Source organism: Lampropedia puyangensis (assembly GCF_004833285.1).
GTDB lineage: Bacteria > Pseudomonadota > Gammaproteobacteria > Burkholderiales > Burkholderiaceae_C > Lampropedia > Lampropedia puyangensis.
Genome location: NZ_STFG01000001.1, coordinates 438,084 through 459,751 on the forward strand (window position 1 = coordinate 438,084; position 21,668 = coordinate 459,751).

Below are 21,668 nucleotides of genomic sequence, written 5' to 3' on the forward strand. Positions count from 1 at the left end.
AATGGCAACGCGAGGTTCTTCTTCTACTCCCGCAGTCGTTGCGCCGCCCCCAATGCCTTGGCTGCAGGGGCAATTGCAGGCTTTGTTAGAGCAGCAAGGCCACGCATTGCTTTTGGAGGGCCCTTCCGGATTGGGGCAGTTTGGTTTAGCCATGGCGTGGGCGCAGGCCTTGCTGTGTGAGGCAAGGTCCCTTGAGGCTGCATTAGCCCCCGCTTGCGGCCATTGTGAGAGTTGTCATGCCGTGCATGTGCGTACCCACCCAGATTTGTTGGTGTTGCTGCCAGAAACCATGCAGTTGGCGCTCGGCTGGGCAAATACAGAGGGTGAGACGGTAAGCGACGCAAAGCGCAAACCGAGCAAAGAAATTCGGGTCGAGGCGATGCGGCAGATGATTACTTTTTGCCAGCGCACCGATGCACGTGGGCGCGGCAAGGTCGTGGTGGTTTATCCCGCAGAAAACATGAATACAGTGACTGCCAATGCACTGCTCAAAACCTTGGAGGAGCCTCCGGGAAATTCCCGATTTGTGTTGGCAACGGAGGCTGCGCACCGTTTGTTGCCTACTATTCGCAGCCGCTGCCATAGCTGGAAGATGAAATGGCCTGATGAAGTGCAGATACAGACTTGGCTTGCCCAAGCGGGCCGTAGTGCCGAGCAGATTGCGGGAGCCATGCAGGCCAGTGGTGGTCGGCCTTTGAATGCGTGGGAGTTGTTGCAAACGGGTTTTGACTTGAATAGCTGGAACCAGTTGCCGGGACAATTGGTTCGTGGTCAGGCTGGATTGCTGGCTGATGCAAGTGCAAGCCAAGCTATAGGTGTATTGCTGCAACTGTGCCATGACGCTATGGCTGTCGTTGCAGGGGCTGCGCCAAGGTATTTTGCGCAAGCTTCGCTTGCGCCTTTGTTTGTGGGCCTCGCTGGTGCTGATCAGTCATCGCTTGAGCAGCAGTTTCAACAAGGCGGCAGCTCTCCAAGGCAGCGAACATTGGAACGGTTGGGGCAGTGGTCCGCAGAATTGATGCAAGCATCGCGCAGTAGTGAACATCCGTTTTCGCCAGATTTGATGTTGACCGCATTGGTAGACCAGGCCAGCCAAGCCTTGCGTGTGCGTTAAACACGATCCACAGGTATGCAAAGGGGCAGCGGGTACACTTGTGACCTTTAGTCATCGAGGTGGTCGTCTTTGCGGCTATGCTCCTCCCACTGATTCAGTTGGCAAAAAATGCCCTCAAATGCTATGAATGCACCAGTAGAAGAGACCAGTAAAACGGCCCGCCCCAGCGTAATTCAGCTCAATATCAAAGAGCGCGCTGCGTTGTATGCCTCATACATTCCCTTGTTCAAGGAGGGCGGAATTTTTGTCCCCACCGAGCGTGACTATGCCATGGGCGACAGCATCTTTGTCATGTTGTCTTTGCCTGATGATCCTCGTAAATATGCCATTGCAGGTACGGTTGCATGGATTACGCCAGCAGGGTCAGCGGGGGGCCGTGCACGTGGCGTTGGGGTGCGCTTTCCTGCTGATGAGAAGTCGGCAGAGCTACGTCAAACCATTGAAAATCGCTTGGGGTCTGCATTGAGTTCCGACAAGCCCACACATACGGTGTAAGCGCAGAAGAAGTTGCGGCGCTAATACCGCGTTCTTAGCCATTTTTATCGCATCGAGGTGCGATTGAATAGGGTGGCTTATGGGTTGGTAATTCGCGCTGGCTATGTGCCTTAATGCTCTGCTTGCTCAGGGCTTTCAATCTTTTTATTCATGTTGACCGATTCACATTGCCATTTGAGTCATGTGCTGTTGCGCGATCAAGTGCCCGATATTCTTGAGCGTATGCGACTGGCCGGGGTAAGCCGCGCACTGTGTATCGCCACCACTTTCGAAGAATTTGATGCAGTGCATGCGTTGGCTTTGGCGCACCAAGCGCTGTGGTGTACGGTAGGCGTTCACCCGGACAACGAAGGGGTCCAAGAGCCTGATGTGGCCACACTGGTGCGCTTGTCTCGCCTTGAGCGGGTGTTGGCGATTGGCGAAACTGGTTTGGATTACTTTGATATGCAGGGGCGAAAAGCCGGGCGCAGCATTGCCGATATGGAGTGGCAGCGCGAGCGATTTCGTGTGCATATTCGCGCAGCTCGTGAGGTGCGTAAACCGTTGGTGATTCACACCCGTTCATCAGCCCAAGATACGCTGGATATTTTGGCGCAAGAAGGAGAGGATGGCGCAGGCAATCTGGCTGGGGGCGTCTTTCATTGTTTTGCAGAAAACATGCAGGTAGCGCGCCAAGTGCTCGATAGGGGGTACTACATTTCTTTTGCTGGCATTGTGACTTTCAAGAATGCTGCGGCTTTGCAAGACGTGGCCCGATTTGTCCCTCTTGAGCGCATGCTGGTGGAAACCGATAGTCCTTACTTGGCGCCAGTGCCGTACCGGGGTAAAACCAATACGCCAGTCCACGTGGTGCATGTGGCACAGTGCATTGCACAATTGCGTTCGATACCATTTGAGCAGGTGGCGCAGGCCACTAGTCGTAATTTTGATACGCTCTTTAGTCCTAATCACGAATAAGACATTGGCGCCTGCACAGGCAATGTGCGCAATGCCAAAATGGCATCTTTGATGCAAAGTGGGGCGTGCAACGAAGTGGTTCGGCGTATACCAGCTCGCCAGCATGAGCGGGGCATGCGCTCCAATAACAATCTGAGGTGTTTTTGATGAAATGTTTTGCGAAGCAAAGTGCACGCAACACTATGGCAAATGGGTGTACTGCTGCGCGGTCTTTATTGGCTTTGACTCTATCTGTTGTGCTGAGTTTGGGGGCTGCGGCTGTTGTTGCGCAAACACCTTCTGCTGGTGCCAAGCAGAATCAGTTGAGGCCTTTGACGCAACAACAAAATGATTTGTTCACATATGTGACGCGTGACAATGAAGGTGCCGTTCGTCGTTTGCTCGAGGATGGCGTAGAGCCGAATGTCCTTAACGACAAAGGCCAAAGTCCCTTAACATTGGCACTGCAGTTGGGCAGCCTGAATGCGTTCAATGGGTTGATGTCATCAGAAAAAACCAATGTGGAGTTCCGCAATGCACGCGATGAGAGCCCTTTGATGTTGGCCGCTATTCGCGGCAATGCCGATGCGGTGACGCGACTGATGCGGCAGGGCGCGCATGTGAATAAAACACACTGGACCCCGCTGCATTACGCTGCGTCAGGGGAGGGGGACACGCAAGTGGTTATTGCGCGCTTACTGCTTGAGCACAATGCGTACATTGATGCGCAATCACCCAATAACACCACGCCGTTGATGATGGCTGCGCAATATGGCACCAATGATGTGGTGAAGCTGTTGATGCAAGAAGGGGCTGATCCGACCATGAAAAACCAATTGGGTTTGACAGCTGTCGATTTTGCCCAGCGCGCTGGGCGCGACACATTGGCTCAGCAGATAGCGCAATACGCACAGAAGATTCAGCAGCAGCGCAGTCAGCCCAAGCCTAGTAAAGCGGCGCAATAAAGAGTTTGAGGCTATAGCTGGCGCTCGGCGTCAAGGGCTGCTGATTCGGATTGACTGGTCAACAATGGTCGCTCACATCTAAGCAGGTCTGACGCAGATGATTGTCTTGCTGTGGTATGGCGTCTTGCACTACTACAATCTCCGCCCATGGCTACACAGACTAAAAGCACCGCCACAGGCGGCAACAACGGGTATTCCGAAGGCTCCATCAAGGTTCTCAAAGGCTTAGAGCCAGTTAAGCAGCGCCCGGGGATGTACACCCGAACAGACAATCCGCTACATATTATTCAAGAAGTGCTGGACAACGCCGCTGATGAGGCGTTGGCAGGGTTTGGCAAAAAAATTCGTTTTACCTTGCATGACGATGGCTCGATCAGCGTCGAGGATGAGGGGCGCGGCATTCCTTTTGGCTTGCATCCTGAAGAAAAAGCGCCTGTGGTGGAGTTGGTCTTTACCCGGCTGCACGCTGGAGGCAAGTTTGATAAGGAGTCGGGCGGTGCCTACAGTTTCTCTGGTGGCTTGCATGGTGTCGGCGTCTCGGTTACGAATGCGCTGGCTACACGGTTAGAGGTCACGATTTACCGTGATGGCCAGGTTGCGCATTTGGTTTTTGGCAATGGCGGTGATGTGGTGGAGCCGTTGACTGTGCGTAAAGCGCAAAGCGGCGATCGCAAGCAAGGCACATCCGTGCGTGTATGGCCTGATGCCAAGTATTTCGAGTCCAAAGCCTTGCCAATGCCTGAGTTGATGCACTTGTTGCGTAGCAAGGCGGTGCTGATGCCCGGCGTCGCGGTGGCATTGACTAATGAAAAAACCAAGCAGACTCAGACTTGGCAATACAAGGGCGGCCTGAGTGATTATTTGGCACAAACTTTAACGACGGATCCGGTGATCCCGATGTTTGAAGGTGAAGGCTATGCCGATAAGCACAATGATAGTTTCGCGGTGGGCGAGGGGGCTGCTTGGTGTGTGGCGTTCACGGAAGATGGCCATCCGATGCGTGAGAGTTATGTGAACCTGATTCCGACCACCGCAGGCGGAACGCACGATAGTGGCTTGCGCGATGGCCTGTTCCAGGCCGTCAAGAGTTTTATCGACATGCATGCGTTGTTGCCAAAAGGTGTCAAGCTCATGCCTGAGGATGTGTTCTCGCGGGCCAGTTATGTCTTGTCGGCCAAGATTCTTGATCCGCAGTTTCAAGGTCAGATCAAGGAAAAGCTCAATTCGCGTGATGCCGTTCGTTTGGTGTCCAGTTTTGTCAAACCCACGATGGAGCTGTGGCTCAACCAGCACGTGGAGTACGGACGCAAGATCGCTGAGTTGGCGATCAAGGCGGCGCAAACCCGTCAGCGTGCCGGCCAGAAAGTGGAAAAACGCAAAGGTTCAGGCGTAGCCGTTTTGCCAGGTAAGTTGACTGATTGCGAAAGCCGCGACTTGGCGTATAACGAGGTGTTTCTGGTCGAAGGCGATTCGGCTGGTGGCAGTGCCAAAATGGGGCGCGACAAGGAAAGTCAAGCGGTTTTACCTTTGCGTGGCAAGGTGCTCAATACGTGGGAGGTTGAGCGCGATCGCTTGTTTGCCAATACCGAGGTGCACGATATCTCTGTTGCGATTGGTGTGGATCCACACGGCCCTAATGATGACGTAGACCTCTCAGGTTTGCGATACGGGAAAATTTGTATTCTCAGTGATGCGGATGTGGATGGTGCGCATATTCAAGTGCTCTTGCTGACGCTATTTTTCCGCCACTTCCCTAAGCTGATCGAGACTGGGCACGTGTATGTTGCGCAGCCGCCGCTCTACAGTATCAGCGTGCCTGCGCGGGGCAAGAAGCCAGCCACTAAGCTGTATGTGCTCAGTGAGCAGGAGCTCAATACAGCACTGGAAAAATTGCGCAAGGATGGTGTGCGTGAAGGGGCTTGGACTATTGGCCGCTTCAAGGGCTTGGGAGAAATGAATGCGGAGCAATTGTGGGATACAACCTTGAACCCGGATACGCGACATTTGTTGCCCGTGCAATTGGGGGTGTTTAATTTTGCGCAGACGGAAGGCTTTTTTACGCAACTGATGGGCAAAGGAGAAGCCAGTGCCCGTAGGGAGTTGATGGAGCTGCATGGGGATGATGTGCAAGTGGATGTTTGATATGCATGCGTGGCAAAGCACTTGAAATGCAAAACTAAGGTGTGGGTGAATTGAGAAAATGGATATTGCTTTTTTATTGCTGGTTTTGACTGGCTTGTGGTTGGTGTTGCGCGCTCGTTATCAGGCGCAGCGGGTGGCGTTTTTGGGGCGGCATTTGGCGGGTTTGCAGGTGGAAAAGCACATGGAGACGCTCACGCAAGGCTATCTGCGGGCCATTCGGGAGCAGGATGTGGTGCGACAGTCCCAGATTTGGGAGACTTTTGAGGGGAGCGAGCGTGGCGTAGCGGGACAGGTTGAGCGTTTGGCCGAGGCTATTGCAAAAGAGTCAGATGCGATGACTCGGATGGGGCGCTGGGCCTTGTGCGTGCCATACATCGAGCGATTTGCAGCGCCGTTGACTTTGGACTTCAAGCGGCTATTGCAATTGCATGCGCTCGGTATTCGGCAGGTGGTGGACAATCAGCAGGGATTGGGCGCCAAGGAGCGTGCCTACCAACTGTCAGCGGAGTTGTTTTTGTTGCAGCACAGTTGCCACTGGTATTGCAAGTCGCGCACGATTGCCGATGCGCGATTGGTTGCACGCCATCAAGTCAATCATGCCAAGGTGTTGGCTTCGGTGTTTGCGCAAACACGGGCTCAATACCAGCAATGGTTCAAGGCGTGAGGTACGCACTGGGCAGGCACTTGTATGCAAAAAGCCCTGTGTATTTTTAATATCGGCTACAATCTCTCGTTTTTCACGTCGTGGCCATTTTCCAGTCGCGACGCATGTGGCAACAGGGCGCCAAGGAATGCGCCTTATATCAAGGAAGTAAATCATGATTTCTTCGACCGCTAAAGCAGAGGTCATCAAAGACAATGCACGTGCTGCTAACGATACAGGTAGCCCAGAAGTGCAAGTGGCTTTGTTGACAGCACGCATCAATGAGTTGACTCCTCACTTCAAGCAGCACGCTAAAGACCACCACGGTCGCCGCGGTTTGCTGCGTATGGTGAGCCGTCGTCGTAAGCTGTTGGATTACCTCAAGGCTAAAGACGCCGATCGTTACACTGCGCTGATCGCTAAGCTGGGTCTGCGTAAGTAATTTGCACATGGTGCATGGAACGCCTGGGTTTGCTGTGGAGCGCTCAGGCGTTTTGTATTTGTAGGTTTTCGTTTTTCAGAGTGCTGGCAGAGCGAAGCTGTGTCATTCCATGGGTGTCGTGTAGTAGACGGTATCGATGGAATGGCATCGTGTTCTGTATGCGGTAAGCAAATAGGCTCTGAAATATTCTTGGGTGGGTGTCTCTATGGATTGGGGCGCTTATTGCCAGGATTTTTTAAGATGACTCTCGTTGCATTGAAGGAGCAAAGATGTCTATTTTTAATAAAGTAGTGAAAGAGTTTCAGTGGGGCGACCACAAAGTTGTGATGGAAACTGGCGAAGTTGCTCGCCAAGCAACAGGCGCAGTGTTGGTTAATATCGAAGATACCGTGGTGCTGGCAACAGTGGTGGCAAGCAAAAATGCCAAACCAGGGCAAGACTTCTTCCCCTTGACAGTGGATTACATTGAGAAAACTTACGCTGCAGGCAAGATTCCTGGTAGTTTTTTCAAGCGTGAAGCCAAGCCAAGCGAATTGGAAACATTGACCAGCCGCTTGATTGATCGTCCAATTCGCCCGCTGTTCCCTGAAGGCTTTTACAACGAAGTGCATGTGGTTGTGCACACCATTTCTCTGAATCCAGAGGTGGATGCTGATATTGCGGCGATGATTGCAGTGAGTGCTGCTTTGGGCGTTTCTGGTATCCCATTCAATGGCCCTATTGGCGCGGCGCGCGTGGGGTATGTGAATGGTCAGTATGTGCTCAATCCAGGCAAAACAGCGCGTAAAAACAGCCGCTTGGACTTGGTGGTCGCAGGTACTGAGTCTGCAGTGCTGATGGTTGAGTCAGAGGCTGACCAATTGACGGAAGATGTAATGCTTGGAGCAGTTGTGTTTGGGCACGACCAAGGTAAAGTGGCAATCAACGCTATTCATGAATTGGTGCGTGATGCTGGCAAGCCTGTGTGGGCATGGCAAGCGCCTGAAAAAGACCATGCATTTATCGCCAAGGTCAATGGTTTGGCGGAAGAGGGTTTGCGAGCTGCTTACCAAATTCGCTCCAAGCAAGACCGTACTCAAGCTACGCGCGAGGTTTACGCCAAAGCCAAGGCTGCTTTGGCAGAGCAGGGTCTGGAGTTTGACCCTATCAATGTAGATAACATTCTGTTTGATACTGAAGCTGCAATTGTTCGTGGTCAGATTTTGGCGGGTGAGCCGCGTATTGATGGTCGCGACACACGCACTGTTCGTCCGATTGAGATTCGCAATAGTGTGCTGCCTCGCACACACGGTTCAAGCCTGTTCACCCGTGGTGAGACGCAGGCTTTGGTGGTGACTACTTTGGGCACCGAGCGTGATGCGCAGCGTATTGATGCCCTTGCTGGCGAGTATGAAGAGCGTTTCATGCTGCACTACAACATGCCTCCATTTGCTACAGGTGAGGTGGGGCGTATGGGATCGACAAAGCGCCGTGAAATTGGCCATGGCCGCTTGGCTAAGCGCGCTTTGGAGGCAGTTTTGCCTGCCAAGGATGAGTTTCCTTACGTGATGCGTGTGGTCTCTGAAATCACGGAGTCCAATGGCTCTTCTTCCATGGCGTCGGTGTGTGGTGGCTGTCTGTCACTGATGGATGCTGGTGTGCCTTTGAAAGCGCATGTGGCTGGTATCGCAATGGGCTTGATCAAAGATGACAGCCGCTTTGCTGTACTCACCGACATCTTGGGTGATGAGGATCACTTGGGTGATATGGACTTTAAAGTGGCTGGCACCACAACAGGGATTACCGCGCTGCAGATGGATATCAAGATCCAAGGTATTACGCGCGAAATCATGCAAGTGGCCTTGGCGCAAGCGCAAGAAGCGCGTTTGCATATCTTGGGCAAGATGCGTGAATCTATGGGTGAGGCTAAGACCGAGGTGTCTAACTTTGCGCCTAAGCTGTACACGCTGAAAATCAATCCTGAGAAAATCCGCGACGTGATTGGCAAGGGTGGCGCAACCATTCGTCAATTGACCGAGGAAACAGGCACTCAAATCGATATCGCTGAAGATGGCACGATTACGATTGCTGCGGTTGATGGCGCTAAAGCTGATGAAGCCAAGCGGCGCATCGAGGAAATTACTGCTGAAGCAGAAATTGGCCGTGTGTATGAAGGTGCTGTGACCAAGTTACTCGACTTTGGTGCTTTGGTGAATATTTTGCCGGGCAAAGATGGTTTGCTGCATATCAGTCAGATCGCGCACGAGCGTGTGGAAAAAGTCTCTGACTACTTGAAAGAAGGCCAAATCGTCAAAGTTAAAGTGTTGGAGACCGATGACAAGGGACGTATCAAGCTGTCGATGAAAGCCCTGTTGGATCGTCCAGTGCGCCAAGAAGCTCCTCAAGAGTCTGGCCAAGAGTAAAGGTTGTACTGCAATGCCATTGGCCGAAACATCCACGACGATGCAAGCAGTTCTGCTGCGTGAATATGGCGCGCCTGATGTTTTGCATTTAGGGGAGGCTCTTCGTCCTGTTGCAGGGGGTGGGGAGCTGTTGATTCGCGTGGCCGCTAGCGGGGTGAATCGGCCAGATGTCTTGCAGCGAAAGGGCCATTACGCTCCGCCTCCGGGGGTGAGTGTGTTACCCGGTCTTGAAGTTGCGGGTGTTGTGGTAGATGGTGATGCTTCTGCTATTGCGGCTGCGGGGTTTAAGCTGGGTGATCGGGTATGTGCTCTGGTCGCTGGAGGTGGCTACGCGCAGTACTGTGTGGCCCCTGTGGAGCAATGCTTGCCTGTGCCTGATGGGTATACCGATGTGCAAGCTGCAAGCTTGCCTGAGACTTTTTTTACCGTCTGGAGTAATGTGTTCGAGCGTGGTGCTTTGCAGGCTGGTGAGACTGTGCTTGTTCAAGGTGGCAGCAGCGGTATTGGTGTTACTGCGATTCAATTGGCTAAAGCCAAGGGGGCGCGTGTTGTGGTGACGGCAGGTACAAAAGAAAAGTGTGATGCGTGCTTGGCATTGGGTGCTGATCATGCAATCAATTACCGTGTGGAAGACTTTGTGGCCAAGGTTGCTGAGTTGACTGCTGGACGTGGTGTGGATGTGATCTTGGATATGGTCACCGGGGACTATGTGCAGCGTGAAGTGCAATGCTTGGCTGAAGATGGTCGTTTGGTCATCATCGCCGTCCAAGGTGGTTTACAGGCCGCATTTGATGCGGGGTTGGTGCTGCGTCGCCGCTTGACGATTACGGGGTCAACTTTGCGTCCACGCTCGGTGCAGTTCAAGGCGCAAGTCGCGCAGGCCTTGCATCGGCATGTTTGGCCGCTTTTGCAGCAGGGCGTCATCAAGCCTGTGGTGTACCAAACTTTTCCTGCTGCGCAAGCTGCTCAGGCGCATGAGTTGATGGAGTCCAGTCGGCATGTTGGAAAAATTGTGCTGACTTGGTGATGATGAGAGAAATAGAGGACAAACAATGCCCCGAAAATTGGTTGTAGGTAATTGGAAGATGAATGGCAGTTTGGCTGTCAATGCAGATTTGGTTTCTGCTGTGGCTGCTGGGTTGCCTTGTGCTGGTGAGTTGCCTGGACAAGTTGATGTTGCGATTGCACCGCCCATTGTTTATGTGGCGCAGCTTAGGCAGTTGATTGACAAGAAGAATTCTTCCTTGGCTCTGGCGGTCCAGGATGTGTCGGCCGCTGCTTCTGGGGCTTTCACTGGAGATGTGGCTGCTTCAATGGTTGCGGAATTTGGTGTTCGCTACGCTATTGTTGGTCATTCTGAGCGTCGTAAATATCAAGGTGAAAGTGATTCATTGGTTGCGCAGAAGGCTGTGGCAGCGCAGCAGGCAGGCTTGACGCCTATTGTGTGCGTTGGAGAAACATTGGAAGAGCGTGATGCAGGTCGCGCTCTTGCGGTGGTTGCCGCGCAGGTGCATGCGGTATTGATGCAGTCTGAGTTGGATGTGTCACGTTTGGTGATTGCATATGAGCCTGTTTGGGCTATCGGTACGGGGCGAACAGCTTCGCCTGAGCAGGCGCAGGAAATCCATGCGGCTATTCGTCATCAGTTGAAGCAACTATCGGAGGCTGCTGCCAATACCGCCATTTTGTATGGGGGAAGTATGAATGCTGCTAATGCGAAGCAGCTTCTCGCTCAGGCTGATATAGATGGTGGCTTGATTGGTGGTGCCGCGTTGAAGGCGCAAGACTTTTTGGCGATCGTGCAAGCAGCGCAATTGTGTGGCGAGTGATGCGCATGCGCGTGCTCTGTTGGTAATTACAATTAGGTTGAATTGATAAAAGGTGGTTGAGTATGAGTATGTCGATGACGGTTGTCTTGGTGGTTCAGATTCTGGCTGCGCTGACCATGGCGGGTTTGATTTTGGTTCAGCATGGTAAAGGTGCCGATATGGGAGCCTCGTTGGGGGCAGGGAGTTCTGGTAGTCTTTTTGGGGCCTCTGGTAGTGCTAATTTCCTCTCGAGAATGACGGCTGTAAGTGCCACAGTTTTTTTTGCGGCTACTCTGGTGCTGACGTTCATGGCCAGTTCTGGTATGCAGCGTACTAACAACTCTGATGGTGGGACTAGTGTGCTGGAAAATGCGACTCTGCCAGTGCCTGCTGAGACTGGTGCTGCATCAGAAATTCCGGGGGCAGGTTCCACGGTAATTCCTTCCTCGGTTGCTCCTGCTTCTACTGGCAGTGCTACGGTCGATTCGATTCCTGCAGCCAGTGCGCCCGCAGCGTCCAGCGAGGCTGCTTCGCAGCAGGAGTCTGCAAGTAGCGGCACAAGCGCGAATTGATGTAGGGTAGATTCATACATATCACATGGCTGTGACAGCATGCGGTTTTTTAAAAAAGCAGCCTATGTCGGCTGCTTTTTTTGTGTGCATATAGGGATGTCCAATCTGTCCCCAAGGTGTGAAGAGGTTTGAGTGCATGCAGTTAGATGGCTGTTGCTATGGATCAATCTATAAAAATATAAAAATATTCACAGGGAATGCAGTGTGCTGACCATCGGGCTGTGTTTTTAAGGTTAGAATTCTGGCTGTTTCGCAAGGTGATAACCCCTCAATAAGCTGCCCACGATGCAGCGCCTTGTAAAACAATGGAAATTCTAAAAAAGAAGCCGTCGTGGTGGAATTGGTAGACACGCTATCTTGAGGGGGTAGTGGCCCATGGCTGTGCGAGTTCGAGTCTCGCCGACGGCACCATAACCAGATAAAAAAGAGTCCTGCTGCAATCCTGTGTTGCGGTGGTAAGGCTTTGCACGATGGCGACGATCCATGAATCTCGAACAATATCTACCGGTTTTGCTGTTTATCCTGGTTGGTAGTGCGGTAGGGGTATTGCCTCTCGTTTTGGGTTGGATTTTGGGGCCAACAAAGCCAGATGCAGCCAAGAACTCTGCTTACGAGTGCGGGTTTGAGGTTTTTGATGATGCGCGCATGAAATTTGATGTGCGTTACTACCTCGTTGCGATCCTTTTCATTTTGTTTGATTTGGAGATCGCTTTTCTTTTCCCTTGGGCGGTGGCGTTGCGCGATGTTGGTTTGACCGGCTTCGTTGCGGTGTTGATATTCCTGACTATTTTGGTCGTGGGTTTCGCTTATGAGTGGGCCAAGGGTGCCCTGACTTGGGAATAATCGGGTCTATCTGATCTTGATTGCGGGCGTGCTCGCCAAGGAGTGCAAGGATGATTGAAGGTGTCCTCAAGCAAGGGTTTGTGACTACGACTTACGATTCGGTCGCAAACTGGGCTAAGGCGGGATCGCTGTGGCCGATGACTTTTGGTTTGGCTTGTTGTGCGGTGGAGATGATGCATACCGCAGCTGCTCGTTATGACTTGTCACGTTTTGGTGCGGAGGTGTTTCGCGCCAGTCCGCGTCAGGCAGATGTGATGATTGTGGCGGGTACTTTGTGCAATAAGATGGCGCCGGCTTTGCGTAAGGTTTACGATCAGATGGCAGAGCCTCGTTGGGTGATTTCCATGGGTTCATGCGCTAATGGTGGTGGTTATTACCATTACAGTTATTCCGTTGTGCGCGGATGTGATCGCGTGGTACCTGTTGATATATATGTTCCTGGGTGTCCTCCGACGGCAGAGGCGCTTATGTATGGGATTATTCAGCTTCAGGAAAAAGTTCGGCGGACAAATACGATTGCGCGTGTTTGAGGGGTGAATAATGACGATAACGAATACCACGAGTGTGACCCCTTTGGTGCAGCAAGATGCACAGGCTTCGAGAGCGGTTTTTGAGCGTGTGCTTGGCGATTTGGTGAAATCGGTTGCTGTTTCATTGGATCAGGTGGTTGTTGATGTCTCTGCAGCTAATTATTTGGCTGTGATGCAACTCTTGCAAAAAAATTCTGAGTGCCGCTTTGAGATTCTTGTTGATCTTTGCGGTGTTGATTTTTCTGAGTATGGCGACGGTGTTTGGGATGGTTTGCGTTTTGCAGCTGTTGTTCAATTGTTGTCAGTGAGTTTGAATCAGCGCGTTCGGGTGCGTGTTTTTGCGCAGGATGATGATTTTCCTGTCTTGCCTTCACTGATTGGCATTTGGCGCTCTGCTAATTGGTTTGAACGTGAGGCATTTGATCTTTATGGCATTCTGTTTGAAGGTCACGATGATTTGCGTCGCATCTTGACCGACTATGGCTTTATTGGTCATCCATTCCGTAAGGATTTTCCTCTCTCTGGCCATGTTGAAATGCGTTATGACGAGGAGCAAAAGCGCGTTCTTTATCAGCCTGTAAGCATTGAGCCGCGTGAGATTACTCCGCGGATCATTCGCGAAGATAAGTACGGAGGCCTGCACTGATCGGCTTTTGTGGCAGGTCAGGTGAGATAAAACTATGGCTGAAATTAAGAATTACTCGTTGAACTTTGGACCTCAGCACCCTGCTGCGCACGGTGTGCTGCGCCTCGTATTGGAGCTCGATGGTGAGGTGGTGCAGCGCGCTGACCCCCATATTGGTCTGTTGCATCGTGCAACAGAAAAATTAGCGGAGCATAAGACATTTATTCAATCGCTGCCCTACATGGATCGCTTGGATTATGTCTCCATGATGTGCAATGAACATGCCTATTGCATGGCCATTGAGAAGCTCTTGGGGATTGAGGTTCCGCTGCGTGCTCAATACATACGCGTAATGTTTTCGGAAATTACGCGTATTCTCAATCACTTGATGTGGTTGGGAGGGAATGCCAATGATGCGGGTAGTTCTACTGTGCTGATTTATGCATTCCGTGAGCGTGAAGATCTGTTTGATATGTATGAGGCTGTATCTGGTGCGCGTATGCATGCGGCTTACTTCCGTCCGGGCGGCGTTTATCGTGATCTGCCCGATAGCATGCCTCAGTACAAAGCTTCCAAGGTTCGAAATAAGCGTAGTTTGGATGCCTTGAATGCGAAACGCGCGGGTTCTTTGCTGGATTTTATTGATGATTTCACGCAACGTTTTCCAGGCTGTGTGGATGAGTATGAAACGCTGCTGACTGAGAACCGCATTTGGAAACAACGCACTGTTGGTATTGGCGTTGTCAGTGCCGATGATGCTATGAACCTGGGAATGACGGGGCCTATGCTTCGCGGATCTGGCGTGGCGTGGGATTTGCGTAAAACTCAGCCCTACGAAGTCTACGATCGACTGGATTTTGATATTCCAGTAGGGGTTACGGGCGATTGCTATGACCGTTACCTAGTCCGTATGCGTGAAATGCGGGAGTCCAATCGGATCATCAAGCAATGCGTCGACTGGCTCAGAGCTAATCCAGGACCTGTGATTACTGATGACCGCAAAGTAGCTCCGCCCCATCGTGCCAATATGAAATCTGGCATGGAGGACTTGATTCACCATTTCAAGTTGTTTACTGAAGGTTTTAAAGTCCCAGCTGGTGAGACTTATGCGGCAGTGGAGCATCCAAAAGGTGAATTTGGTATTTACATGATCAGTGATGGGGCAAATAAGCCTTATCGTTTGAAAATTCGTGCGCCTGGTTTTGCGCACCTCTCTGCGATGGATGCAGTGACGCGTGGTTACATGCTTTCTGATGCGGTGCTGATTCTTGGTACGTTGGATATTGTGTTCGGGGAGGTTGATCGATGATTACCGAAGCCACCAAGGCGCGTTTTGCGCGTGAGGTCGCCAAATACCCTTCTGAGCGCAAGCAGTCAGCAGTTATGGCTTGTTTGTCGATCGTGCAGCAAGAGTTGGGTTATGTTTCGCAGGAAAGCGAAGCTGTGATTGCAGAAGTCCTGGAGATGCCAGAGATTGCCGTGCATGAGGTGACGACTTTCTACAACATGTACAACCAGCAGGCGTTAGGGCAGTTTAAGTTGGCTGTTTGCACCAATTTGCCTTGCCAATTGCGTGGTGGTAAAGAGGCTTTGCTGCACCTTGAGCAACGACTCAAAGTTCACATGGGTGATACCACCGTAGATGGTATGTTCACGTTGCAACAATGCGAGTGTTTGGGCGCGTGCGCTGATGCTCCTGTCATGCTCGTGAATGATCGTGATATGTGCAGCTTCATGAGTAATGATCGCTTGGATCAGCTGGTAGACGCTTTGCGTGCGGAGGCTAAAAAATGAGTCTGCGTGATGTATTGCAATCGTTCAAATCGACAGGTAACGAAACTTGTTTCCATGATCGCCATATTGAGCCTCAAATTTATGCGGGCTTGAATGGTCAGAATTGGTCTATTCAAGACTATGAAGCGCGAGGTGGTTACCAAGCACTCAAGAAAATTCTGGCTAAAGATGGCGGCGAAGGTTTGTCGCAGGATCAGATGATCGCGATTCTTAAAGAGTCGGGATTACGTGGCCGTGGAGGCGCTGGCTTCCCAACTGGCTTGAAGTGGAGTTTCATGCCACGCACTTTTCCTGGGCAAAAATACGTTGTCTGCAATTCTGATGAAGGTGAGCCTGGTACTTGCAAAGACCGTGATATTTTGATGTTCAACCCGCACATCGTGATTGAAGGCATGATCATTGCTGGCTACACGATGGGGGCGAGTGCGGGATATAACTACATCCATGGTGAAATTTTCGAGGCTTACGAGCGGTTTGAGGCTGCGCTAGATGAAGCGCGCGCGGCAGGATATTTAGGCGCGAATATTCTGGGGACCTCGTTTAGTTTTCAACTCCACGCGCACCATGGTTTCGGTGCTTATATTTGTGGAGAGGAAACCGCACTTCTGGAGTCTTTAGAAGGCAAGAAAGGTCAGCCGCGGTTTAAACCGCCATTTCCTGCTAGCTTTGGTTTATTCGGTAAACCGACGACGATCAACAATACAGAGACTTTTGCGGCAGTACCTTGGATTGTGCGTAATGGTGGGCAAGCCTATTTGGAGTGTGGCAAGCCCAATAATGGTGGCACAAAGATTTTCTCTGTCAGTGGAGATGTGATGCTGCCCGGGAATTACGAGGTTCCCATGGGGACACCTTTCTCCAAACTGTTGGAGCTTGCTGGCGGTATGCGGCCAGGCCGCCAACTCAAAGCAGTCATTCCAGGCGGCTCTTCGTCTCCAGTGATTCCTGCGGACATGATGATGGAATGCACGATGGATTACGACTCCATCGCTAAGGCTGGGTCCATGCTGGGCTCTGGCGCAGTAATCGTGATGGATGACTCACGCTGTATGGTTGAATCCTTGGCGCGCCTGTCCTATTTCTATGCACATGAGTCTTGTGGACAATGCACGCCTTGCCGCGAAGGAACCGGTTGGCTCTCGCGTGTGGTGAACCGAATTCTGGAAGGCCAAGGTCGTCCGGGAGATTTGGACTTGCTCGATAACGTGGCAGGTAATATCCAAGGACGTACGATTTGCGCTCTGGGTGATGCTGCGGCAATGCCTGTTCGCGCTATGCTCAAACACTTCCGTCACGAGTTTGAGGCCATGATTGTGAAGGCGCAGCCTCCTGCACCGACCGATCCAGTCCTGCCGGGTATGGCAGGAGCCATTGCAGCAGCTGCTGCCGCCAATGCCGCGCAACGTGCGGCTGCCTGATGGGGAGAACGATTGATGGTTGAAATCGAACTGGATGGCAAAAAAGTTGAAGTGCTTGAAGGTAGCATGATCATGCATGCTGCTGAAAAAGCAGGCACCTATATTCCTCATTTTTGCTACCACAAAAAGTTGTCTATTGCGGCCAATTGCCGCATGTGTTTGGTTGATGTAGAAAAAGCCCCTAAAGCACTGCCTGCATGCGCCACGCCTGTGACGCAGGGCATGATCGTCCACACCAATAGCGCCAAGGCTGTTCAAGCGCAGCAATCGGTGATGGAGTTTTTGCTCATCAATCACCCATTGGATTGCCCGATTTGTGACCAAGGCGGTGAATGCCAGTTGCAAGATTTGGCTGTCGGATATGGTCAAGGCACTTCGCGCTACCAAGAAGAGAAGCGTGTTGTACTGCACAAAAATGTGGGCCCATTGATTTCAATGGAAGAGATGAGCCGCTGCATTCAGTGCACCCGCTGCGTACGCTTTGGCCAAGAAGTGGCCGGTGTGATGGAGCTGGGAATGATTAATCGTGGTGAGCACTCAGAGATCACTACGGTTAAAGGCGATACCGTTGATTCCGAGCTTTCGGGCAATATGATCGATATCTGCCCGGTCGGCGCCTTGACCAGCAAACCGTTCCGCTACAGCGCCCGTACATGGGAATTGTCGCGTCGCAAATCTATTGCTGCACACGATTCTTCTGGTGCGAATTTGATTGTGCAGGTCAAAAATCACAAAGTAATGCGCGTTCTGCCTTTCGAGAATGATGCCGTTAATGAATGCTGGATTGCCGACCGTGATCGTTTTTCCTATGAGTCATTGAATGGGCCTGACCGTTTGACCGCTCCCATGGTCAAGCAAGGTGGCCAATGGCACGAAGTGTCCTGGCAGCAAGCCTTGGAGTACGTTGCCAACGGGTTCAAACAAATCAAAAATGACCACGGTGCAGACAGTATTGGTGCATTGGTGAGTCCACACAGCACTCTGGAAGAGCTGTTTTTGGCTAAGCAGCTGATCAAAGGCTTGGGCAGTGACAGTATTGATTACCGTCTGCGTCATGCCGATTTTGAGGCACCACAAGGCGTGCGTTGGTTAGGCACCTCAATTGCCTCGCTGTCGACTCTGGGGCAGGCGTTTGTGGTTGGCTCTAACATCCGCAAAGAGCACCCATTGTTTGCTTCTCGTCTACGCCAAGCCACTAAGGGTGGTGCACAGGTGTATGCGTTTGCAGAAAATGAATACGACTGGGCAATGCCACTGGCCAAGTCTTGGGCGGTGCCGGCGACACAGTGGCTGACACGTTTGTCTCAATTGGTCGCGGCTGTGGCAGCTGAAAAAGGCATAGCTTCTCCGGTCGAAGTGGCCGTACAAAGTGACGATGCCGCCGTGGCCAAACAATTGTTGGCTGGTTCCGGTAGCAAAGCAATTTTGTTGGGGAATGCGGTGGCTCACCATGCCCGCGCTACAGCGATTTTGCGTTTAGCTAACTGGTTGGGCGAACAAATTGGAGCATCGGTCGGTTTCCTGACCGAAGCGGCCAACACGGTTGGCGCCCAATGGGTTGGTGCCACACCGAAAAACCGTGGCCTGAATGCCAAGCAAATGCTCGAAGGCGGTCTCAAAGCTGTTGTGCTGCTCAATACTGAGCCGCAATTTGACAGTACTTCAGGCCAAGCCGCTGTTGCAGGTTTGCAAAAGTCCGAGATGGTGGTGACGCTGAGTCCGTTCAAGACCAATCTGGAATTCTCTGACGTGCTGCTGCCAATCTCTCCATTCACGGAAACATCAGGCAGCTTTGTCAATGCAGAAGGCCGTCTGCAAAGTTTCCATGCGGTTGTGAAGCCTTTGGCTGAAACACGTCCGGCATGGAAAGTACTGCGCGTCCTGGGCAATTTGCTGGGTGTGCCGCAGTTCGATTACGAAGATTCTCAGCAAGTGCTGGCTCAATGCATTGGTGCAGACAAGCCAACTTTCGTGCCCGAAACGCTGCTAAGCAATGCTGCTGGCGCAGTGGAGGCTCAAATTCAAGAAGCCACTGCGGCCCCTGTTGTGGCCAGCATGTACCAATTAGACGGACTAGTGCGCCGAGCCCCTGCATTACAGGCCACTAAAGATGCGCAGTTGGGTTCGCGAGCAGGTTTTGCTGCGGATTTAGACGGACTACAAGTATCTGCACGCCAAACCAAGGTTGAAGAGGTGAATGCATGATCGACTCCTTTTACAACTGGGGTTCATCCACACTCGGTGGAATTGCTTGGCCAGTCATTTGGAATTTGTTGAAAATCATTTTGATTGTCGCGCCGTTGATGATTGCGGTAGCCTATCTGACTTTGTGGGAACGCAAGTTATTAGGTTGGATGCAGGTGCGCTATGGTCCTAACCGTTTGGGGCCATGGGGTTTGTTGCAGCCTTTGGCTGACGGCTTGAAGCTGTTAACCAAAGAAGTGATTCGCCCAAGTGCGGCTAGTTTCAAGCTCTACTTGTTGGGGCCTGTTATGGCCATCATGCCCGCTTTGGCTGCTTGGGTGGCTATTCCATTCGGTCCGGATTTGGCGTTGGCCAATGTGCATGCAGGTGTATTGCTGATTATGGCCATCACCTCTATTGAGGTCTATGGTGTGATCATTGCGGGTTGGGCTTCTAACTCTAAATATCCATTTCTGGGTGCTATTCGTGCGTCGGCCCAGATGATCAGTTACGAAATCGCTTTGGGTTTTTGCTTCCTGGCCGTTGTGATGGTGACAGGCAGCATGAATCTTTCTGAGATTGTGCGTGTGCAGGAAGTAGGGCGTTTTGCTGATATTGGTTTGAATTTTCTGTCTTGGAACTGGTTGCCATTGCTGCCACTGTTTGTGGTGTACATGATTTCCGTGGTTGCTGAAACCAACCGCCACCCATTCGACATGGTTGAGAGCGAGGGCGAGATTGTGGCCGGTCACATGGTTGAGTACTCCGGTATGGGGTTCGCAATCTTTTTCTTGGCTGAATACGCCAGCATGTGGCTAGTGTCTTTCTTGGCTGCCATTCTGTTCTTGGGCGGTTGGGATGCGCCGGTTGGATTTTTGGAATTCATCCCAGGCTGGATTTGGTTGGGCCTGAAGGCTGCATTGATCGTGAGTTGGTTTATTTGGATTCGTGCGACATTCCCACGTTTCCGCTATGACCAGGTGATGCGTTTGGGTTGGAAAATCTTTATTCCTCTGACTTTGGTATGGGTGGTATTGGTTGGCGCTTGGCTGTTCTCGCCACTGAACATCTGGCATTAATGGAGCAAATCGATGGCAGTTACCACTGATGAAAAAATTGCGCCGGTTGCCCCGCAGAGCGCATTCTCTCTTAAGGACTTTTTCAAGAGTTTCATGCTCTGGGAATTGTTCAAGGGGATGGCACTGACAGGCCGTTATGCCATGCGTCCGCATGTGACGGTGCAGTTTCCGGAAGAAAAAACACCGCTTTCGCCGCGTTTTCGTGGTTTGCATGCATTGCGCAGATATGAAAATGGTGAAGAGCGTTGTATTGCCTGCAAATTGTGTGAAGCAGTTTGCCCAGCGATGGCGATCACGATTGAGTCGGATGTACGTGATGACGGTTCACGCCGTACAACACGCTACGACATCGATTTGACCAAGTGCATTTTCTGTGGCTTCTGTGAAGAGAGCTGCCCGGTTGACTCCATTGTGGAGACACAGGTTTTTGAATATCACGGTGAAAAGCGTGGTGACTTGTACTTCACTAAGGAAATGCTGTTGGCAGTTGGTGATCGGTATGAAAAGGATATTGCAGCAGCGAAAGCCGCTGATGCCCCTTACCGTTGATGGTGTTGGGTGGATTGGGTTTGCGAGTTGCAATTGATCTACCCTATACATTGAGGTCGCAAATGTCGGGGAGTGTGCATGCAGGCTTTGTTGTGCATATTCAGAACGCATCGCCTTGAAAAGGGCTGAAAAGAAGACAGAGATGGACGTCAGAACCGTATTTTTTTATTTGTTTGCCGCCGTGCTGTTGTTTGCAGCTGTGCGTGTTGTGACTGCGCGCAACCCTGTGCATGCGGTGTTGTACCTGATTTTTGCTTTCTCTCAGGCCGCTGGGATTTGGTTGCTGATGCGTGCAGAGTTCTTGGCTATTTTGTTGGTCATGGTTTATCTCGGCGCGGTCATGGTGCTTTTTCTCTTTGTGGTCATGATGTTGGATATTCGCATTGAGCGTATTCAAGGTTCCATGAAGAAGAACTTGCCTTTGGCATTGATCATTTTTGCCATCGTTGTGGGGCAAATGGTTGCGGTACTTTGGATCGGTTTTCCCACTACAGATGCAGCAGGCGAGTTGATTGCTGCCCATGCCGATTACAACAATACACGTGAACTCGGCAAACTCATGTACACCGAATACGTATTGCCTGTGCAGGTTGCAGGGGTGATTTTGTTGGTTGGCATGATCGCCGCTATCGCTTTGACCTTGCGCAAGCGTCAGGACAATAAGGTCATTGATCCTTCTTTGCAGATTGCAGTGAAATCCAAAGATCGCGTGCGAGTTGTTCAAATGCCTGCCGCGCAAAAAGTGCAGCGTGCTGAACCTGAAGAAAATCAAGCGGGTAACGCACAAGCAGAGGTGAAGCCATGAATCTGTCTTTAGGGCACTTCCTTTCTTTAGGTGCCATCTTGTTTGCGATTTCAGTGATTGGGATTTTTCTCAATCGCAAGAATTTAATTGTTCTGCTGATGGCTATTGAGCTGATGCTCTTGGCCGTGAACATGAATTTCGTAGCCTTTTCGTACTTCCTGGGCGATCTGCATGGTCAGGTATTCGTTTTCTTCATCATGACAGTGGCTGCTGCTGAAGCAGCGATTGGTCTGGCGATTTTGGTTCAGCTCTTCCGTGCACGAACCAGCATTAGCGCTGATGACCTGACGACACTCAAAGGCTAAGCAGAGGGATAACAACA

22 protein-coding genes and 1 tRNA gene are annotated in these 21,668 nt (G+C 51.5%); all 23 read left to right on the plus strand.

Annotated elements, in window-relative coordinates; translation table 11 throughout:
- The first annotated feature begins 1 nt into the window (after nucleotide 1).
- The 23 genes from holB (at nucleotide 2) to nuoK (ending at nucleotide 21,651) form a co-directional block, all read left to right on the plus strand.
- Nucleotides 2-1,114, plus strand: coding sequence for a DNA polymerase III subunit delta' (holB, locus tag E9531_RS01795; protein ID WP_136572010.1), 1,113 nt, complete (start codon nucleotides 2-4; stop codon nucleotides 1,112-1,114).
- Between the two features lie 123 nt (nucleotides 1,115-1,237).
- Nucleotides 1,238-1,609, plus strand: a complete 372-nt coding sequence (locus tag E9531_RS01800; RefSeq protein ID WP_136572011.1) for a PilZ domain-containing protein — start codon at nucleotides 1,238-1,240, stop codon at nucleotides 1,607-1,609.
- A 150-nt stretch (nucleotides 1,610-1,759) separates the two neighbouring features.
- Entirely contained in the window at nucleotides 1,760-2,566 is an 807-nt protein-coding gene (locus E9531_RS01805) for a TatD family hydrolase (RefSeq protein WP_136572012.1), read from the plus strand.
- Nucleotides 2,567-2,787: 221 nt separating this feature from the next.
- Nucleotides 2,788-3,510 (plus strand): ankyrin repeat domain-containing protein, encoded by a 723-nt coding sequence (locus E9531_RS01810; protein ID WP_244609933.1) that lies wholly within the window; start codon nucleotides 2,788-2,790, stop codon nucleotides 3,508-3,510.
- A 147-nt stretch (nucleotides 3,511-3,657) separates the two neighbouring features.
- Complete coding sequence (locus E9531_RS01815; protein WP_136572013.1) at nucleotides 3,658-5,652, plus strand: DNA topoisomerase IV subunit B; 1,995 nt, start codon at nucleotides 3,658-3,660, stop codon at nucleotides 5,650-5,652.
- A gap of 58 nt (nucleotides 5,653-5,710) precedes the next feature.
- Nucleotides 5,711-6,316, plus strand: coding sequence for a hypothetical protein (locus tag E9531_RS01820; protein WP_136572014.1), 606 nt, complete (start codon nucleotides 5,711-5,713; stop codon nucleotides 6,314-6,316).
- A 154-nt stretch (nucleotides 6,317-6,470) separates the two neighbouring features.
- Complete coding sequence (gene rpsO / locus E9531_RS01825) at nucleotides 6,471-6,737, plus strand: 30S ribosomal protein S15 (RefSeq protein WP_136572015.1); 267 nt, start codon at nucleotides 6,471-6,473, stop codon at nucleotides 6,735-6,737.
- Nucleotides 6,738-7,006: 269 nt separating this feature from the next.
- Nucleotides 7,007-9,139 (plus strand): polyribonucleotide nucleotidyltransferase, encoded by a 2,133-nt coding sequence (gene pnp, locus E9531_RS01830; protein WP_136572016.1) that lies wholly within the window; start codon nucleotides 7,007-7,009, stop codon nucleotides 9,137-9,139.
- Between the two features lie 40 nt (nucleotides 9,140-9,179).
- Nucleotides 9,180-10,166 carry an NAD(P)H-quinone oxidoreductase gene (locus tag E9531_RS01835; protein WP_136572017.1) on the plus strand — a complete coding sequence of 329 codons (987 nt, stop codon included), beginning with the start codon at nucleotides 9,180-9,182 and terminating at the stop codon, nucleotides 10,164-10,166.
- A 25-nt stretch (nucleotides 10,167-10,191) separates the two neighbouring features.
- Nucleotides 10,192-10,968 carry a triose-phosphate isomerase gene (gene tpiA, locus E9531_RS01840; protein WP_136572018.1) on the plus strand — a complete coding sequence of 259 codons (777 nt, stop codon included), beginning with the start codon at nucleotides 10,192-10,194 and terminating at the stop codon, nucleotides 10,966-10,968.
- A 62-nt stretch (nucleotides 10,969-11,030) separates the two neighbouring features.
- Nucleotides 11,031-11,519 (plus strand): preprotein translocase subunit SecG, encoded by a 489-nt coding sequence (gene secG, locus E9531_RS01845; RefSeq protein WP_136572019.1) that lies wholly within the window; start codon nucleotides 11,031-11,033, stop codon nucleotides 11,517-11,519.
- A gap of 325 nt (nucleotides 11,520-11,844) precedes the next feature.
- Nucleotides 11,845-11,930: transfer RNA gene (locus tag E9531_RS01850), tRNA-Leu, on the plus strand.
- 72 nt (nucleotides 11,931-12,002) lie between these two features.
- Entirely contained in the window at nucleotides 12,003-12,362 is a 360-nt protein-coding gene (locus tag E9531_RS01855) for an NADH-quinone oxidoreductase subunit A (RefSeq protein WP_136572020.1), read from the plus strand.
- A 50-nt stretch (nucleotides 12,363-12,412) separates the two neighbouring features.
- Complete coding sequence (locus E9531_RS01860; RefSeq protein WP_136404688.1) at nucleotides 12,413-12,892, plus strand: NuoB/complex I 20 kDa subunit family protein; 480 nt, start codon at nucleotides 12,413-12,415, stop codon at nucleotides 12,890-12,892.
- Between the two features lie 10 nt (nucleotides 12,893-12,902).
- Nucleotides 12,903-13,538 carry an NADH-quinone oxidoreductase subunit C gene (locus E9531_RS01865; protein ID WP_136572021.1) on the plus strand — a complete coding sequence of 212 codons (636 nt, stop codon included), beginning with the start codon at nucleotides 12,903-12,905 and terminating at the stop codon, nucleotides 13,536-13,538.
- A gap of 34 nt (nucleotides 13,539-13,572) precedes the next feature.
- Nucleotides 13,573-14,826 carry an NADH-quinone oxidoreductase subunit D gene (locus E9531_RS01870; RefSeq protein ID WP_136572022.1) on the plus strand — a complete coding sequence of 418 codons (1,254 nt, stop codon included), beginning with the start codon at nucleotides 13,573-13,575 and terminating at the stop codon, nucleotides 14,824-14,826.
- Nucleotides 14,823-15,311 (plus strand): NADH-quinone oxidoreductase subunit NuoE family protein, encoded by a 489-nt coding sequence (locus tag E9531_RS01875; RefSeq protein ID WP_136572023.1) that lies wholly within the window; start codon nucleotides 14,823-14,825, stop codon nucleotides 15,309-15,311. Before E9531_RS01870 ends, E9531_RS01875 begins: the two co-directional genes overlap by 4 nt.
- The gene (nuoF, locus tag E9531_RS01880) at nucleotides 15,308-16,729 is read left to right on the plus strand and encodes an NADH-quinone oxidoreductase subunit NuoF (RefSeq protein ID WP_136572024.1); all 1,422 of its coding nucleotides are present in this window, start codon (nucleotides 15,308-15,310) and stop codon (nucleotides 16,727-16,729) included. Before E9531_RS01875 ends, nuoF begins: the two co-directional genes overlap by 4 nt.
- A 15-nt stretch (nucleotides 16,730-16,744) precedes the next feature.
- Complete coding sequence (gene nuoG, locus E9531_RS01885; RefSeq protein WP_136572025.1) at nucleotides 16,745-18,934, plus strand: NADH-quinone oxidoreductase subunit NuoG; 2,190 nt, start codon at nucleotides 16,745-16,747, stop codon at nucleotides 18,932-18,934.
- Nucleotides 18,931-19,992, plus strand: coding sequence for an NADH-quinone oxidoreductase subunit NuoH (gene nuoH / locus E9531_RS01890; RefSeq protein ID WP_136572026.1), 1,062 nt, complete (start codon nucleotides 18,931-18,933; stop codon nucleotides 19,990-19,992). The genes nuoG and nuoH overlap by 4 nt, the downstream gene beginning before the upstream one ends.
- A 12-nt stretch (nucleotides 19,993-20,004) precedes the next feature.
- Nucleotides 20,005-20,541, plus strand: coding sequence for an NADH-quinone oxidoreductase subunit NuoI (gene nuoI / locus E9531_RS01895; protein ID WP_136572027.1), 537 nt, complete (start codon nucleotides 20,005-20,007; stop codon nucleotides 20,539-20,541).
- A gap of 142 nt (nucleotides 20,542-20,683) precedes the next feature.
- Nucleotides 20,684-21,346, plus strand: a complete 663-nt coding sequence (locus tag E9531_RS01900) for an NADH-quinone oxidoreductase subunit J (RefSeq protein WP_136572028.1) — start codon at nucleotides 20,684-20,686, stop codon at nucleotides 21,344-21,346.
- Complete coding sequence (gene nuoK / locus E9531_RS01905) at nucleotides 21,343-21,651, plus strand: NADH-quinone oxidoreductase subunit NuoK (protein WP_136572029.1); 309 nt, start codon at nucleotides 21,343-21,345, stop codon at nucleotides 21,649-21,651. Before E9531_RS01900 ends, nuoK begins: the two co-directional genes overlap by 4 nt.
- Nucleotides 21,652-21,668: the final 17 nt, after the last annotated feature.